The organism is Guyparkeria sp., from assembly GCF_046540515.1.
Taxonomy (GTDB): domain Bacteria; phylum Pseudomonadota; class Gammaproteobacteria; order Halothiobacillales; family Halothiobacillaceae; genus Guyparkeria.
This window is the reverse complement of the sequence record NZ_JBKHFB010000046.1, coordinates 1-13817: the sequence shown is the minus strand read 5'-3', so window position 1 is coordinate 13817 and position 13817 is coordinate 1. Positions and strand designations below refer to the sequence as shown.

Genomic DNA, 13817 nt, shown 5'->3' with positions numbered 1-13817 from the left:
CGGCGCTCGCTCCGGGCGAACGAACCGATGACCCCGCTCCGGCGGGGTTTTTTCGTGGCGACGACACGGTCCCTACCCCGGGGAAAAGGTGGAAGATCGAGAAGAGTGCCGTCCTGCAACGACTCATGCGGGTCTGTCGCGTCAACATGCCGTTGACCGTGCGGCAAGGGAGCAAATCTGCGTATACACTCGGAGCAGGTCAACACGACAAAGCAAGGAGGTCGGGTTCATGAATACCTGGGTAGTGGTTGCTGATGCGGCTCGGGCGCGGTTTCTCGCGGTCCGTGACAACCAAGGGGCCTATCTGGGCAGCGAGGCGCACCCCGCCAGCCGTCCCGCGCCCAGGGGCGAGCTGGAAGAGATAGTCTCATTGTCGAACCCCGCTGCCCGTATGTCGGACTCGGATCTGGAAACCGATCGTCCCGGCTCGACCAGCGACCGCAAGGGCGATGCCATGCATGCCTACGAGCCGCCCAACAGTGTCCGAGACGTGGAGGCCAAACGCTTCGCTCGCGAGGTGGTCGACGAGCTCGACCAGGCCTTGCAAGCGGGGCGCGTGGAGCGGTTCTACCTCATGGCCGCTCCGGACTTTCTCGGCCTGTTGCGCGACCAGATGGGCAAGGCCCTGCAGGCCGCCCTGGTGGCCGATCAGGCCAAGGATGTCTCGTCGCAGTCGCCGGAGGATATCCGGGCGGCCCTGCCGGCGCGGCTCTGACGCCGTCCGGCCCCGTCTTTCGCCCACGTCTCGACCAAGGAGAGCGGCGCATGTTTCTAAAGCGCAAGGACAACGACGACATGATCGAGATCATCGATCTCGAGACCCTGGCCGACCCGGCCCTGCCGAGCGTGATGGGCCGACAGCACGCCGGTGAGGAAATGCAGGAGGAGGAGTCCTTCGAAAAGGAGGACCTCGAATTCCCGTCCGGTGAACCCCTGCCACGCTGCTGGCTCGACCTGCACTGGCGGGAAGACTGACCAGTTGCAAATCAAGAAGGCCGCCGATCCCTGGATCTGGCGGCCTTCATCTTGTCGTCCTGCCGGCCCGAGGCGGGCGGTGGCGCTTCAGGGTAGTATCCAGAGCGTCAGTGACAGCAGCGTCCCGGCGATCGCGCTGCCGATCACCGGCAGCATCATCAGGCCGGCAAGTGCCTCGCGGCGCGCGAGTTGCCAACCCGTCCAGATCAATGTCGCCAGCCAGGCAATGGCGAGTAGCAGGGCGATCAGGGACTGGCCGGCACCGAGCAGGATCACGATGACCAGGGGCAGGAGCAGCGAGGCCCACAGGCCGGCGTGCTCCGCCCCCCGGTGTGGGGTGGTGATTGACGCGGCGTAGGCGAAGGCCGCCCAGGCAAGAAGGTAGACGAAGCCCATGGCGCCGGTAAGCGGCGAGGCCGGAAGCGTGCGGGCGCTCTCGGCTCCCGGGGGGTGCAGGCCCGCACCCAGCCACAGCAGAAGGGCGGCCACGGTCAGGCTGGCGATCATCCACATTGCAAGGGCGGGACGGTTGACGGTCGGTTCAGTCATCGGATGGTTCTCCCGGTTGCGTTGACACCGTTGCTCAGGCTCATCCCGATCGACGCTCGTGTTGCAGGTCGTGTATGGGGAGATGGATTGTCCGAGGGTTGGATGTGTCCCAATCTGGGTGGCGGTACCGAAATTACCGCTAGGTTTCCATCGCCGTCGTCTGCGGATGCCACGCAGGAAGAATAGCAGGGCGCGCCGCCGGCTTCACGCCTTTGCGGGTGCGCCTGATGCTCAGATCGAAAGGCAGGGCTCGCAAAATCAAAGGCTGATGGTGCCGATTATTGTTATGGGAATCTCTGCTTGCAGAGATTCCCTAGCCTCCGTGGGCGGCATGCTCACCGCCCCTGCGGTCCGGGTAATCGGGGGCAAAAGGAAGATCGAGATACATGCCCGAGATACATGCCTTGGTTATCAGGTGCTGCGAGGTTTCTGGCGGTGGCCGGCTTGGCCGCGAAGGTGAAGCCAACCTGCTGATCTGATAGAGTCGCGGCCTTGTCTGCAGGACTGCGTCGCCCTCCGAGCCCACCGAGAGGCCCACCGCGAGGGTGTTCCCGCCGTTCGTCCGACTCGTCCTCTTCGAACTCGATCCCGCCGTGAAAGCGGTCAGGGAAGCGCCGCCGCCCGATCCGTCGGGCGGCGTCCTCGTTCCGCCGCCCGGCGGGAGAGGTCATCGTGTCGTTATCGTGCCACGCGATGCTGACGGATCGGGCGAGCCGTGGGCGTGCGGTCCCTGCCGAAAACGAATCCGCTGGACAGAGAGTCACGATGAACTGGTATCGCATCAAGCAGGAATGGTTTTCCAATATCCGGGGGGATCTGCTCTCCGGGCTGGTGGTGGCCCTGGCGCTGATTCCGGAGGCGATCGCCTTCTCGATCATCGCCGGCGTCGACCCCAAGGTGGGCCTTTACGCCTCGTTCGCCATCGCGGTGGTGATCGCCTTCACCGGCGGCCGCCCGGGCATGATATCGGCGGCCACCGCGGCCACCGCCCTGCTGATGATCACGCTGGTCAAGGACCACGGCCTGGAATACCTTCTGGCCGCCTCGATCCTCGCCGGGGTGCTTCAGATCTTTGCCGGCTACATACGCCTGGACCGGTTGATGCGGTTCATCTCCAACTCGGTGATGACCGGCTTCGTCAACGCGCTGGCCATCCTGATCTTCATGGCGCAGTTGCCCGAGCTGACCAACGTCACCTGGCACGTCTATGCCATGACGGCCGCGGGGCTTGCGATCATTTACGGTTTGCCGAAGATCACCAACGTGATCCCCTCGCCGCTGGTCACCATCGTGGTGCTCACGATCATCGCCTGGCTGATGAACCTCGACGTGCGCACGGTGGGCGACATGGGCGAGATGCCCGACACCCTGCCGGTGTTCTTCCTGCCGGACATCCCGCTGAACCTCGAGACGCTGATGATCATCCTGCCGTACTCGGCGGCGATCGCGGTGGTCGGTCTGCTCGAGTCGCTGATGACGCAGAACCTGCTCGATACGCTGACCGATACCAAGACCAGCAAGGCGCGCGAGTGCAAGGGCCAGGGCATCGCCAACATCGTCTCCGGCTCGATGGGCGGCATGGCCGGTTGCGCGATGGTCGGCCAGTCGGTGATCAACATCAAGTCCGGTGGCCGCGGCCGCCTGTCGACCTTCGTCGCCGGCCTGTTCCTGCTGATCCTGGTCGTCTTCCTCTCGCCGGTACTCACCATGATCCCGATGGCCGCGCTGGTGGCGGTGATGATCATGGTCTCGATCGGCACGTTCAGCTGGCGATCGATCCGTGACCTCAAGAAGCACCCGATGAGTACCAACGTGGTGATGGTGATGACCGTGATCGTCACGGTCGCCACCCACAATCTTGCCTACGGGGTGCTGACCGGCGTGCTGCTGGCCGCGATGTTCTTCGCCAACAAGGTCGGCAAGTTCATGCACGTCTCCTCGCGCCTTTCCGAGGACTCGAACGACCCGCGCCACCGCACCTACGAGGTGGTCGGACAGGTGTTTTTCGCCTCGACCGAGAAGTTCCTCGAGTCGTTTGATTTCAAGGACGACGTCGATAAGGTGACCATCGATCTTTCCAAGGCCCACTTCTGGGACATCACCTCGGTGGGTGCGCTGGACAAGGTGGTGATCGACTTCCGCCGCGAGGGTATCGAGGTCGAGGTCATCGGCATGAACGAGGCCACGGCCACGATCGTCGACAAGCACGCCGTGCACAACGACCCCGACGCGGCCGAGAAGTTGATGGGGCACTGACATGGGAAACGAGAACATGAGCGACAACAAGGACCGGGTACTCGCCTGCATCGACGGTTCGCGATCCTCCGAGGCCGTCACCGATTACGCCGTCTGGGCGGCGCAGGCGCTCGAGGCCCCGCTGACCTTCCTGCACGCGATCAACAACCCGCATGCACCGGCCAGGACCAATCTCTCCGGCAACATGACCCTCGGCGGACGCGAGAAGCTGCTCGAGGAAATGGTCGAGCTCGAGGAAAAGCGTGGCAAGCTCGAGCGCGAACGTGGTCGGGCGCTGCTGGCCGACGTGCTCTCCCGGGCGCGCGACCGGGGCTTCGATTCACCCGACGAACTGTTGCGCAACGGGGATATCACCGAGGTGATCCTCGATCTCCAGGATGCGATGCAGATGCTGGTGCTCGGCAAGCAGGGCAAGGACGGCGACGCGGTCGCCCGGCACGTGGGCAGCCACCTGGCGGGCATCCTGTCGATGATCCACAAGCCCACCCTGGTCACGCCGCTCTCGTTCAAGCGCCCCGAGAGCTTCCTGATCGCCTACGACGGCAGCCCGACGGCCTACAAGCTCGTCGAGATGGCGGCGAACACCCCCTTGCTGCAGGGCTTGCCGGTGCACATCCTGATGGTCGGCGAGGAGAAGCAGGGCAACTGGGACAAGATCCAGGCGGCCAACACCAGGCTGCAGAAGGCCGGCTTCGACACGCAGGTGGCCATTCGCCAGGGCAAGGTCGACGAGGCGGTGTCGATGTACCTCGAGGAGAAGAACATCGATCTGCTGGCCATGGGCGCCTACGGCCACAGCCCGATTCGCTACCTCGTGCTGGGCAGCACCACCACCAAGATGATCATGAAGGCCAACGTGCCGCTGCTGGTGGTGCGCTGAGGCATATCCCCCGAATCCGGCATGGATCAAGGGCCGCGTCGAATGACGCGGCCCTTTTCGTTGCGTCCGCGGAGATGTCCCGACCCGACGACTTCGTCGAGCGATCGACCGAATGCCCCGAGCCGCATCGTCTCTTCGGGCACGAAAAAGGCCGCGCCCGAAAAGCGCGGCCCTGAGGGTCGAGAGCGATCGTTACCGGTTTCAGTCGACCGCGTAGTAGTCGGCCAGCTGGTCGATCTCCTCGTCCGTCAGCGGGTCGGCGAACTGCGCCATGCCCTTGGCGACGTCGTTGTGACGGTGGCCGTCGCGGAACAGCTCCATGGTGCGCACGAAGTAGTCCTTTGGCTGCCCCCGCAGGGTCGGTGACTCGTTGATGCCACCCGAGCCGTTGCTGCCGTGGCAGGCGGCGCAGGGCGTGATCAGTCGGCTCGGGTCACCTACGCTCACCAGCTCGTGGGCCGGGTGGGATTTCTCCGGTTTGGCCTTGTCCGGCAGCCCTTGCTTCTCGTAGAACGCTGCCAGGTCGGCCATGTCCTGCTCGCTCAGATCCTCGCTGACCACGTTCATGATGTGGGCGCGTCTGTCCTCGCGACGACGATCGTCGGCGTAATCAATCATCTGCTTGTAGGTGTACTCGGCGCGCTGGCCGGCCAGGCGAGGCCAGTTGCCGGACACCGATTCACCGTGTTCACCGTGGCAGGAGGCGCAGAAGGCATCGTCGTGCAGATCCTCGCCGCGGGACGGGTCGCCCTCGGGCATGGCTGCCATGGTTTCGTGCCACTCGCCCGGCGTCCACTTCACGACCTCGCCCTTGGCCTCGGAGGCTGCCGAGGTAATCCCCGGTAGTGCCAGGCTCAGCGCACAGGCAGCGGCAATCAGCGGACCGGTGACGCGGCGTTTCTGTTTCTGGTTCATTGGGTACCTCCTCGTTACGCGTATGCGATCCACAGGCCGAAGCCGAAGTACTGCGCCACCCACACGAGCAGCAGCACGATGCTGACGGTGCCCAGGCGATTCACGGCGCGCGACGGCGTGTAGGTCCCCTCCGTCTGGCCGGCCTGCCAGGCAACGGTCAGCAGGTAGGCCACGACGCTGCCGCCCAGCACCCCGAAGGTGAGGAAGAACAGGCCAGTGGAGTACCAGTCCATGACGACCTTGTAGTCGAGGGGGTTGTAGCCATGGACGCCGAACAGCGTGACCCAGCGGATCGCCTCGCGCATGGCAGCGACGACGATCATCGCCACCGTGGCGACGAGGATCGGCGTGTAGCCCCACAGACCCTGCTCGAGACGCCGTCCGAGCACCAGCGGGTAGGCGGCGGCGATGATCAGCGCGGCAGCCGCCGCGATCGGCCAGGGGCCGGTGGCGAAGCCGCTGATGTCCTCCGGCAGGCCCCGCATCCAGATGACCAGCAGGACCAGGGAGATGGCCGTGCCGATGGCACCGAGCCGGGTGCCGAGACGCTTGAGGAAGTCGAGGTACCCCTGGTCCTCTTCACCGGCACCCTGCAGGTAGCGGCGGTAGCCGAACAGCCAGATGCCGATCACCGGCAGCGACAGCGCGATGAAGAAGCCGAAGCGCCAGCCGTTCCAGGCATGGATCGAGCGGCCGGATGCATCGATGACGCCGTCCGGTGCGTACCACTCCATCCACTTGTCCGGCTCGAGCATCTGCACCGACAGCGCGTGCATGATGAAGCCGACGACCAGGAACAGCAGGATCGCGGCGATCATCGCACCCGGGCAGCGGGTCTTCTCGGTACGCAGCTTGTAGTTCTTCGCGTAGAAGATGAACAGGGCCAGCGTCGCAACGATCAGAATGCCGATAAAGCCGACTACCCACCAGGCGGACAACACGTTCGAGGTATACCAGAACGGGTCGTAGATGACCTGGACGAACAGCAGTGGCGCGACCCCGACCACGATGGCGACCGACACGGCGACCTTGGCCGTGTTGACCATGGCGGCTGCCAGGCGGCGCCAGTGATCGTCGCCGGAGAAGGCCCCGCGGATCGCGAGTGCCGACGATCCGAGCAGCACATGCACGGCGGCGATGTGCAGTGCCCACGTGGCCACGGCCAGGATCAGGAAGATCACCGGGTGGGCCGGGATGCCCAGCGGGTCACGCAGGGCGTAGAGCATGGCGGTATCCATTACTTGTCCTCCTCATCGGAACGGTTATCGAGGAGCGCCGTCTTGTCGCCGGCCTCGTAGCGGTCGACGGCTTCGGGGTCGGTCAGGCTGGCGATGAAGACGGCCAGCGCCTCGGCCTCGTCGTCCTTCAGCGGGATGCGCGGCATGTACATCGTGTTGCCGGTCGAAAGCGCGCCAGCCAGGTAGGTCTTGATGCCCTCGATGTCGGCCTCCTCCGGGAAGTAGTTCTTCAACGGACGAATGCCGGTCTCGGAGAGCGAGTGGCAGTTGGCGCAGGCGGTGATCGCCAGGGTGCGACCCACCTCGGCGGCGTTGTCACGGCGGATTTCCCGCTGGTCTTCCGGCCAGAAGATGTGGGCGTGCTTGAAGCCGACCTTTTCCAGCGTGGGGATCTCGGACTCCACGCCCATGCCCGGGACGTCATGACCGATGACCTGGTTGGAATAGATGTACTGCCCGGCGATGTACGGCTTGCGCACCGACTCGCGGATGGTCTCGCCGGGCCACAGGCCGAGGACCAGGATGGCTACGGTGGCAATGCCGGCAACGGTCGCGGTGACGAGCTTCGGCCGGATGAGCGTGACCGCGAAGTAAGCCACCATGGCACCCAGCACGATCAGGATCGACGGGGTGAAGTAGTCCGGCATGCGGTTCTCGGCCACCAGGTGCGCGATCTCCGGCAGGGAGTTCATGTACCAGGGGTACAGGGAGATGCCGATGATCGCGGACAGCCCGCCGACGATCGCCAGACGCCGCAGCAGCCACTTCTTGAACGCCTCGTCCTTCAGCCCGGCGGCGACGATGCCCCCGACCGCGGCGGTGATGGTGAACATGAAGGCCGTTCGGATCATCAACTGGGCGAAGGTGTTGTCACCGTAGAAGCCCAGCAGATAGCCGCCTTCCGTTTTCCATTCCTCGCTGCCCGGCATCATCATGAACGAAAGGATGCCGACGATGGCCAGCATGGTGGCGTAGGAGGTGACGGCGAAGATCGCGGCGAGCTTCATGTAGGTAAAGCGGTCGAGCTTGCCGGCGAGATACACCAGCATGTAGACGCCGATGACCTCGATGACGAAGAACACCCACTCGGTCGCCCATTTCCAGACGAAGTTGTGGATGAGCGCCGAGATGCCGCGTGGGCTGCCCACGGTGGTCGAGTACCAGATCCCCGGGCCGGTGATCGACCCCAGGATGTAGGAGAAGACCAGCAGGAACAGCCCGTACTTGCGAATGAAGTCGATCAGTTCCGGGCGATCGTCACGTGCGCCGATCCAGGCGAGCACACCAAAGAGGATGGCGGCCCCCACGGCCGTGTGGGAGAACAGCACGTGTACGGTGGCGATAATCCCGATGACCCAGCCGCTGCCGATGCCCGGCTCGTACCAGGTCGGGTAAAGTCCAATCAGATCCATTACGGGATCCTCCTGTCAGAACGCAACAGGCCGGTCCGCGAAGGGAACCGGCCGGAAATGAAAGTTGAACGTCATGAGAAGCAGTCTTCCGTGAAGGCCGTCATCCAGTTGTGCTGGTACAGCGCGGCCAGTCGGATCTGCTGCTGCGTGGCGTCGAAGGGCAGGTAGCGCTGCTCGTCGACCCGGACGATCTGGCCATCCTCCACTCGGAACACGTCGGCGACGAACATGCCGCTTTCGGTGTTTCCTGCCAGGGCGTAGCAGGTGTTCTGGAAGACCGGTTCGACCGGCTCGTTGCCGGCCAGCAGGGCCCTGAGCTGGATGGCCAGTACCTTGGCCTGGCTATTGGCCGCGTAACCCGACTTGGGCATGGCGCCGGCGATACAGGAGTCGCCGATGACATGCACGTCCGGGTGTCGGGTCGACTCGAAGGTCTTCTGGTCGACCGGGCACCAGCCGGAGCCGTCGACCAGGTCCAGGTCGAAGGCGATCCTCGCGGCCTTCAGCGGCGGGATGATGTTGATCATGTCCGCCTCGAAGACGCCCGCCTCGGCCTCGACCGTCATGTTCTCGGCATCGACCTTGAGGATCTGGCCGCCCATGTCGCCCATGATCCACTCGATGGGGCCGGGCTCGTCATGGGTCTTGAGCTCGGCCAACTCTTCCTCGTTGTACTTGGATCGGGCCGGCTCCGGGATGTTGAAGCGATAGAGCCTGTTCCAGGCGTGCAGCATGGAGTAGTCGGTGGTGAAGCCGTTCTTCGGGTCGAGGATGATGACCTTCGGGTTCTTGTCGCCACGGTCAAGCAGCCACTGGGCGATCAGCCCGGCGCGCTCGTAGGGCCCGGGCGGACAGCGATAGGGACCCGGCGGCGGGCCGACGATGACGGTGCCGTCTTCCGGGACGGCCTTCAGCTGCTCCTTGAGTTCGAGCAACTGGTCGCCGGCATCCCAGCCGTGCGGGAGTTTCGTCTCCGCCAGGTCCTCGGTCAGCCCCTCGATCGCGTCGAAGTCGAAGGAAATCCCCGGCGAGAGGACGAGGCGGTCGTAGCCGACCTTCTCGCCCCCGGCGGTGATCACCTGCTTGTCGTCGTAGTCGACGTCGGTGACCGTGTCGTGGACGAACTTCACCCCGTGGCGGTTCTTGAGGGCGTCATAGGAGATGGTGATGTCTTCCATCGTCACCTGGCCGGTGATGACCTCGCTCGAACCGTAGGGGCGCTGGTATTCCCGCTTGGGCTCGATGATGGTCACCTCGATCTCGGGGGCGTAAAGCTTGAGGTACTTGGCCGCGGTCGCCCCACCGACGCCTCCGCCGACGATGACGACGCGTGACTGGCTCGCCGAGCGGGCCAGAGGCGTGCCGAGCATACCGGCGCCGGCCGTGCCCGCCCCGGCGAGCTTGAGAAAGCTGCGACGACTGATCGTGCTCATGAGTCATTCCCCCCGTCTTTCGTATCCGGCTCGTCCCGCTCTTTCGGCAGGCTCGAGAAGTAGTCGGCCATCGCCCGGATTTCTTCGTCGGTAAAGGCGCGGGCCAGTGGCCCCATCAGCGTCGACGGGCGTGAGCCGTCAGCGAACGATTCCATGGCCTCGATGAACTGCTCGCGCGGCATGCCGGCCAGCGGGACGTAGGCGGAGTCCTCGATGTACCCCTCGGTACCGTGGCAGCCGGCACAGGTCTGCGCGGCCATGAGTCCCTGGGGGTCGGCATCGCGGCTGGTCTCGGCGTGAGCGGTCGCCAGCCAGAGGCTGCCCCCCAGTGCCGCGGCCCATCCGATCACCTGGTGTCTGATCATGATGTGTACCTCTTCTTCGCTCCTCGCCCGCTGCTCCATGACGACTCTACGGTGGCGTTCCTTTTTACAGCTGGGCATGATTGATTACAGATTCAATTCCTTTATCTGCATGCCCAATATACATCATCAAAAAATTCTATGAACAGGGCATGACAGGAAATAGTCGAGAACAGGGGGGTCCCTGGCGTGTGGCAAGGGGAGGGCGTGGGGGATTAGTGCGCCGAATGCCTGCGAAAAACACGCCAACATGCGATCAACTCCTTTGAATATGTCAGCCGTTCGCCTTCATGGCGGCATTCGTGCTCGAGGCGATTCGCCTTGCGCATTCGTCGATGAATGCGGGTCAGTATCACCTTAAACCAGTAGCCCACGAGCCTCTGTTTTACAGGGGAGTGATTTCGCCCGGCTCGCGCGAGATCACGCAGGCGGGCGGGTGGAGGGTGGATTCAGCGGGGCAGCAGGCGGCCGAGGCGGGTGTCGGCGCTGGCGCGGTCAATGACCAGGAGGCGTCCGGAAAAGCCGGGCGCGACGCGGGGGATCCATTGCTGGAGGGCGGCCAGGTTGTCGGGCGCGTCGTCCGCCGGGGGGAAGTGACGGTTGAGCACCACGGCATCGATGTGTACCCCAAGGCGCTCGAGAGCCTCGACGGCGCTGAGAGTGGTGCTCAGGGTGCCAAGCCGGTCCTCGGCGACGAGGATGACCGGCAGGCCGGTCGCCCGGGCCAGCTCGACGTTGAGCGCGTCGTCGGCGAGAGGAGAGTAGATGCCGCCGGCACCTTCGATCAGCCAGATGTCCTCCTGCGCACTGTGCCCGACGTCGAGGGTCGGCAGCAGGTCACGTGTGAAGGAGAGCGAGCGCCCCTCGCGGTGTGCGGCCTCGGGCGGGGCCAGCGCGGCGAGAAACCGCAAGGGGCAGACGGTCTGCGGGGATTCGTGATCGCCGGCGGCGAGGCGCAACTGTTCGGCGTCGGCCGCAAGGCGGGTGACGCCCCGGCCGGTGCTCACCTCCTCGCAGCCGCTTTCCACCGGCTTGCGGACTCGCACGACCCGACCCGCTTGCGTCAGCAGCCTCGCCAGGTGCGTGCCGACGAAGGTCTTGCCGACCCCGGTGTCGGTCGCCAGGATCACCCAGCCACGCCGGTCGTTCGTCTTCGCGCCCTTCATGCGGAGTCGGGCAGTTCCCGGCCGGTCAGCCGGCGGTAGGCGGTGAGATAGCGCTCGCGCGTCTGTTCCACGATCTCGTCGGGAATCGCCGGGCCGGGCGCGGTCTTGTCCCAGTCGAGCGTCTCCAGCCAGTCGCGGATGAACTGCTTGTCGAACGACGGCGGGCTGATGCCGGGCCGGTACTCGTCGGCCGGCCAGAAGCGCGAGGAATCCGGGGTGAGCGCCTCGTCGATCAGATGCAGCGTGCCGTTCCCGTCCAGACCGAACTCGAACTTGGTGTCGGCGATGATGATGCCGCGTTCGGCGGCGTAGTCGGAGGCCATCCGGTAGAGCGCCATGGCCTTGTCGCGTACCTGGGCGGCCATGTCCGGGCCGATCAGTCGCTCGGTCTCGGCGAAGTCGATGTTCTCGTCGTGGTCGCCGACGTCGGCCTTGGTGGCCGGGGTGTAGATGGGTTCGGGCAGCCGGTCGGCCATCTGCAGGCCCTCGGGCAGAGTGATGCCGCACACCGCACCGGTTGCCTGATAGTCCTTGTAGCCCGAGCCGATCAGGTAGCCACGCACCACCGCCTCGATCGGCAGTGCCTCGAGGCCGCGCACGATCACGCTGCGGCCGACGAGCTGGGCGCGTTGGGCTTCGTCCGGCACGATCGCCACGAGGTCCTGCTCTTCGCAGAGATGGTTGGGCACCAGGTCACGGCTCTTCTCGAACCAGAAGCGCGAGATCTCGGTGAGCACCCGACCCTTGTCCGGGATGGGCGTGGGCAGGATCACGTCGAAGGCCGAGACGCGGTCGGTGGTGACGATCAGCAACCGGTCGTCGTCGATGCGGTAGAGATCGCGCACCTTGCCGCGGTGGATCAGTTCCAGGGCGTCGATCTGCGTCTCGAAAACGGCGGGGGCCGAGTGTGTCATGGGCGTTCAACTGCTAGCATGCTAAGGATTTGCCGTCCGGAGATTGGTCGGGCGGTTGGTTATTGTACGAGAGCGCGGCGCGCGATGCGATGCGCGCGATGAGCCGGAGGGCAGCGATGATGTGGGGCGTTCGCGTGGCGTGGCAGGGGTGGCTGTTGGTCGCCCTGATGGTGATGATGCTCGGCACGGCCCGGGCCGAGTTCTCGGTCCCGCTGGGTGACAGCGGCGATCAGCTCGACGTGCGGGTGATCGAGCCGCCGCAAGGCGCGCCCGAGGACGGCCCGCTGGTTCTCTGGGTGGCCAACCAGTACGGCGACATGGCCGGGCCGGACAGTGTCGCGCACGCCCTGGCCCGGCGCGGCGCGACGGTCTGGATGGTCGACGTGATGGATTCGCTGTTCCTGCCCCGTTCCGACGTGAACGTGCGTGAGCTCGACGGCGAGCCGGTCGGCTCTTTGATCGAGCGAGCCATCAAGGAAGGCCGTCCTACCGTCGTGGTGGCAGCCGATCGCATGGCCGTGCCGACCCTGCGCGGCATGCGCTGGTGGCAGGAACGTACGGATGATCCTGCCGCGCTGACCGGTGCGGTACTGCTCTTCCCCAGCCTCTACCGGGGCGCCCCGGTTGCAGGTGAGGAACCGGAACTGTTCTCGATCGTCGATGCGACCAATCTGCCGGTGATGCTGCTCCAGCCCGAGCGTGGTGTCTATCGCCACCGGCTGCTCGATCTGCGCGAGCGCTTTCTCGAGGGGGGCAGCGACCTGTTCATCAAGATGATCCCCGAGGTGCGTGACTACTTCCACATGGAATTCGAGGAGCCGGCACTCGACTCGCTCGATTCGATCGACGACATCGTCGGGGGCGCCGCCGAGGCACGTGCGGTCCGGGCGTTGCCCGACGACATCTTGCGTTCGATCCCGCTGCTGGCGGCCGCCGATCATCCGGACGAGGTGTTGCCGATCGATCCGGACCGCACCACGCCGGTCGACCGCCAGACCGGGCTGCAGCCGGTCGAGCCACAGGAGGCGCCCGACTTCGAGCTGACCGATCTCGAGGGCAATCCCCAGCGGCTGGACCCGGATTTCGACGGCGTACAGATCGTCAATTTCTGGGCGACCTGGTGCCCGGCCTGCGTCGAGGAGATCCCGTCGATGGAGCGCCTGGCCAGCCGTTACCCCGACCGCCTGAAGATCTACGCGATCGCCTTCAAGCAGTCGCCGGAGCATCTGCGCGAGTTCATGCAGGACTTCGATGTCTCCTTCCCGGTCCCCGTCGATCCCGACGGCGAAGTCGCGGCGAAGTACGACGCCTTCGCCTTCCCGAGCTCGTTCCTGGTGGCCGCCGACGGACGCATCCACTACTCCGTGAACGCCGGCATCATCTGGGATACCGAAGAGGTCGATGCGATCGTGCGGGAAATGCTGGAGATCGAGCCGGAGTGAGCTGGAAGCGGGCAGCTTGAGGCCGGAGGAGGGCATGGGATCGGCCTTGGTCGCGATGGCTCGAGAAGGGTAAAGGCCTGTCGCTTCCCGCTAACCGTTTTCCGGCTGACAGGCTGGGCAGAACCACGTCGAGCGCTGCCCCATGACCACGCGTGCGACCGATGTCCCGCAACGCCGGCAGGGCTGGTCGGTGCGCTCGTAGACGTTCAGCGTCTGGCGGAAGTAGCCGGGGTTGCCCGACGGGGCGAGGAAGTCGCGCAGGGTGGTGCCGCCCT

At 65.1% G+C, this 13817-nt stretch carries 14 protein-coding genes; 5 read left to right on the top strand and 9 right to left on the bottom strand.

Going from position 1 to position 13817, the window contains the following annotated elements; all coding sequences use genetic code 11:
* The first annotated feature begins 229 nt into the window (after positions 1-229).
* Positions 230-715 carry a host attachment protein gene (locus ACLFRM_RS06735; protein WP_410754969.1) on the top strand — a complete coding sequence of 162 codons (486 nt, stop codon included), beginning with the start codon at positions 230-232 and terminating at the stop codon, positions 713-715.
* A 50-nt stretch (positions 716-765) separates the two neighbouring features.
* On the top strand, positions 766-975 hold the full coding sequence (locus ACLFRM_RS06730) for an acetyltransferase (protein WP_410754968.1): 210 nt from the start codon (positions 766-768) through the stop codon (positions 973-975).
* 87 nt (positions 976-1062) lie between these two features.
* Here the strand turns inward: ACLFRM_RS06730 and ACLFRM_RS06725 are convergent, their stop codons facing one another.
* Positions 1063-1524, bottom strand: coding sequence for a hypothetical protein (locus ACLFRM_RS06725; RefSeq protein ID WP_410754967.1), 462 nt, complete (start codon positions 1522-1524; stop codon positions 1063-1065).
* A 765-nt stretch (positions 1525-2289) separates the two neighbouring features.
* On the opposite strand from ACLFRM_RS06725, the gene ACLFRM_RS06720 reads away from it, so the two are divergent.
* On the top strand, positions 2290-3780 hold the full coding sequence (locus ACLFRM_RS06720; RefSeq protein ID WP_410754966.1) for a SulP family inorganic anion transporter: 1491 nt from the start codon (positions 2290-2292) through the stop codon (positions 3778-3780).
* Between the two features lie 16 nt (positions 3781-3796).
* Positions 3797-4660 (top strand): universal stress protein, encoded by an 864-nt coding sequence (locus tag ACLFRM_RS06715; RefSeq protein WP_410754965.1) that lies wholly within the window; start codon positions 3797-3799, stop codon positions 4658-4660.
* 201 nt (positions 4661-4861) lie between these two features.
* Here ACLFRM_RS06715 and ACLFRM_RS06710 read toward each other — a convergent pair whose 3' ends face one another.
* The 7 genes from ACLFRM_RS06710 to ACLFRM_RS06680 form a co-directional block, all read right to left on the bottom strand.
* Positions 4862-5575: a c-type cytochrome gene (locus ACLFRM_RS06710; protein ID WP_410754963.1), complete on the bottom strand. Its 714-nt coding sequence runs from the start codon at positions 5573-5575 to the stop codon at positions 4862-4864.
* A gap of 14 nt (positions 5576-5589) precedes the next feature.
* A complete protein-coding gene (locus ACLFRM_RS06705; RefSeq protein WP_410754961.1) occupies positions 5590-6813 on the bottom strand; it encodes a hypothetical protein in 1224 nt (407 codons plus the stop codon).
* Positions 6813-8225: a c-type cytochrome gene (locus tag ACLFRM_RS06700; RefSeq protein WP_410754960.1), complete on the bottom strand. Its 1413-nt coding sequence runs from the start codon at positions 8223-8225 to the stop codon at positions 6813-6815. Before ACLFRM_RS06700 ends, ACLFRM_RS06705 begins: the two co-directional genes overlap by 1 nt.
* A gap of 71 nt (positions 8226-8296) precedes the next feature.
* The gene (locus ACLFRM_RS06695; RefSeq protein WP_410754959.1) at positions 8297-9658 is read right to left on the bottom strand and encodes an FCSD flavin-binding domain-containing protein; all 1362 of its coding nucleotides are present in this window, start codon (positions 9656-9658) and stop codon (positions 8297-8299) included.
* Positions 9655-10023 (bottom strand): c-type cytochrome, encoded by a 369-nt coding sequence (locus ACLFRM_RS06690; RefSeq protein WP_410754958.1) that lies wholly within the window; start codon positions 10021-10023, stop codon positions 9655-9657. The genes ACLFRM_RS06695 and ACLFRM_RS06690 overlap by 4 nt, the downstream gene beginning before the upstream one ends.
* 446 nt (positions 10024-10469) lie before the next feature.
* Entirely contained in the window at positions 10470-11186 is a 717-nt protein-coding gene (gene bioD, locus ACLFRM_RS06685) for a dethiobiotin synthase (RefSeq protein WP_410754957.1), read from the bottom strand.
* Entirely contained in the window at positions 11183-12100 is a 918-nt protein-coding gene (locus ACLFRM_RS06680) for a phosphoribosylaminoimidazolesuccinocarboxamide synthase (RefSeq protein ID WP_410754956.1), read from the bottom strand. The genes bioD and ACLFRM_RS06680 overlap by 4 nt, the downstream gene beginning before the upstream one ends.
* A gap of 116 nt (positions 12101-12216) precedes the next feature.
* Here ACLFRM_RS06680 and ACLFRM_RS06675 point away from each other — a divergent pair, with 116 nt between their 5' ends.
* Positions 12217-13542, top strand: coding sequence for a TlpA family protein disulfide reductase (locus ACLFRM_RS06675; RefSeq protein ID WP_410754954.1), 1326 nt, complete (start codon positions 12217-12219; stop codon positions 13540-13542).
* A gap of 90 nt (positions 13543-13632) precedes the next feature.
* On the opposite strand, the gene ACLFRM_RS06670 is transcribed toward ACLFRM_RS06675, so the two are convergent.
* A partial coding sequence (locus tag ACLFRM_RS06670; RefSeq protein ID WP_410754953.1) for a zinc finger domain-containing protein occupies positions 13633-13817 on the bottom strand: 185 nt, incomplete at its 5' end.

Excerpts from the sequence above, each read along its gene's own strand:
- ACLFRM_RS06735 (WP_410754969.1), top strand. The coding sequence starts at position 230 with ATGAATACCTGGGTAGTGGTTGCTGATGCGGCTCGGGCGCGGTTTCTC.
- ACLFRM_RS06730 (WP_410754968.1), top strand. The coding sequence starts at position 766 with ATGTTTCTAAAGCGCAAGGACAACGACGACATGATCGAGATCATCGAT.
- ACLFRM_RS06725 (WP_410754967.1), bottom strand. The coding sequence starts at position 1,524 with ATGACTGAACCGACCGTCAACCGTCCCGCCCTTGCAATGTGGATGATC.
- ACLFRM_RS06720 (WP_410754966.1), top strand. The coding sequence starts at position 2,290 with ATGAACTGGTATCGCATCAAGCAGGAATGGTTTTCCAATATCCGGGGG.
- ACLFRM_RS06715 (WP_410754965.1), top strand. The coding sequence starts at position 3,797 with ATGAGCGACAACAAGGACCGGGTACTCGCCTGCATCGACGGTTCGCGA.
- ACLFRM_RS06710 (WP_410754963.1), bottom strand. The coding sequence starts at position 5,575 with ATGAACCAGAAACAGAAACGCCGCGTCACCGGTCCGCTGATTGCCGCT.
- ACLFRM_RS06705 (WP_410754961.1), bottom strand. The coding sequence starts at position 6,813 with ATGGATACCGCCATGCTCTACGCCCTGCGTGACCCGCTGGGCATCCCG.
- ACLFRM_RS06700 (WP_410754960.1), bottom strand. The coding sequence starts at position 8,225 with ATGGATCTGATTGGACTTTACCCGACCTGGTACGAGCCGGGCATCGGC.
- ACLFRM_RS06695 (WP_410754959.1), bottom strand. The coding sequence starts at position 9,658 with ATGAGCACGATCAGTCGTCGCAGCTTTCTCAAGCTCGCCGGGGCGGGC.
- ACLFRM_RS06690 (WP_410754958.1), bottom strand. The coding sequence starts at position 10,023 with ATGATCAGACACCAGGTGATCGGATGGGCCGCGGCACTGGGGGGCAGC.
- bioD (WP_410754957.1), bottom strand. The coding sequence starts at position 11,186 with ATGAAGGGCGCGAAGACGAACGACCGGCGTGGCTGGGTGATCCTGGCG.
- ACLFRM_RS06680 (WP_410754956.1), bottom strand. The coding sequence starts at position 12,100 with ATGACACACTCGGCCCCCGCCGTTTTCGAGACGCAGATCGACGCCCTG.
- ACLFRM_RS06675 (WP_410754954.1), top strand. The coding sequence starts at position 12,217 with ATGATGTGGGGCGTTCGCGTGGCGTGGCAGGGGTGGCTGTTGGTCGCC.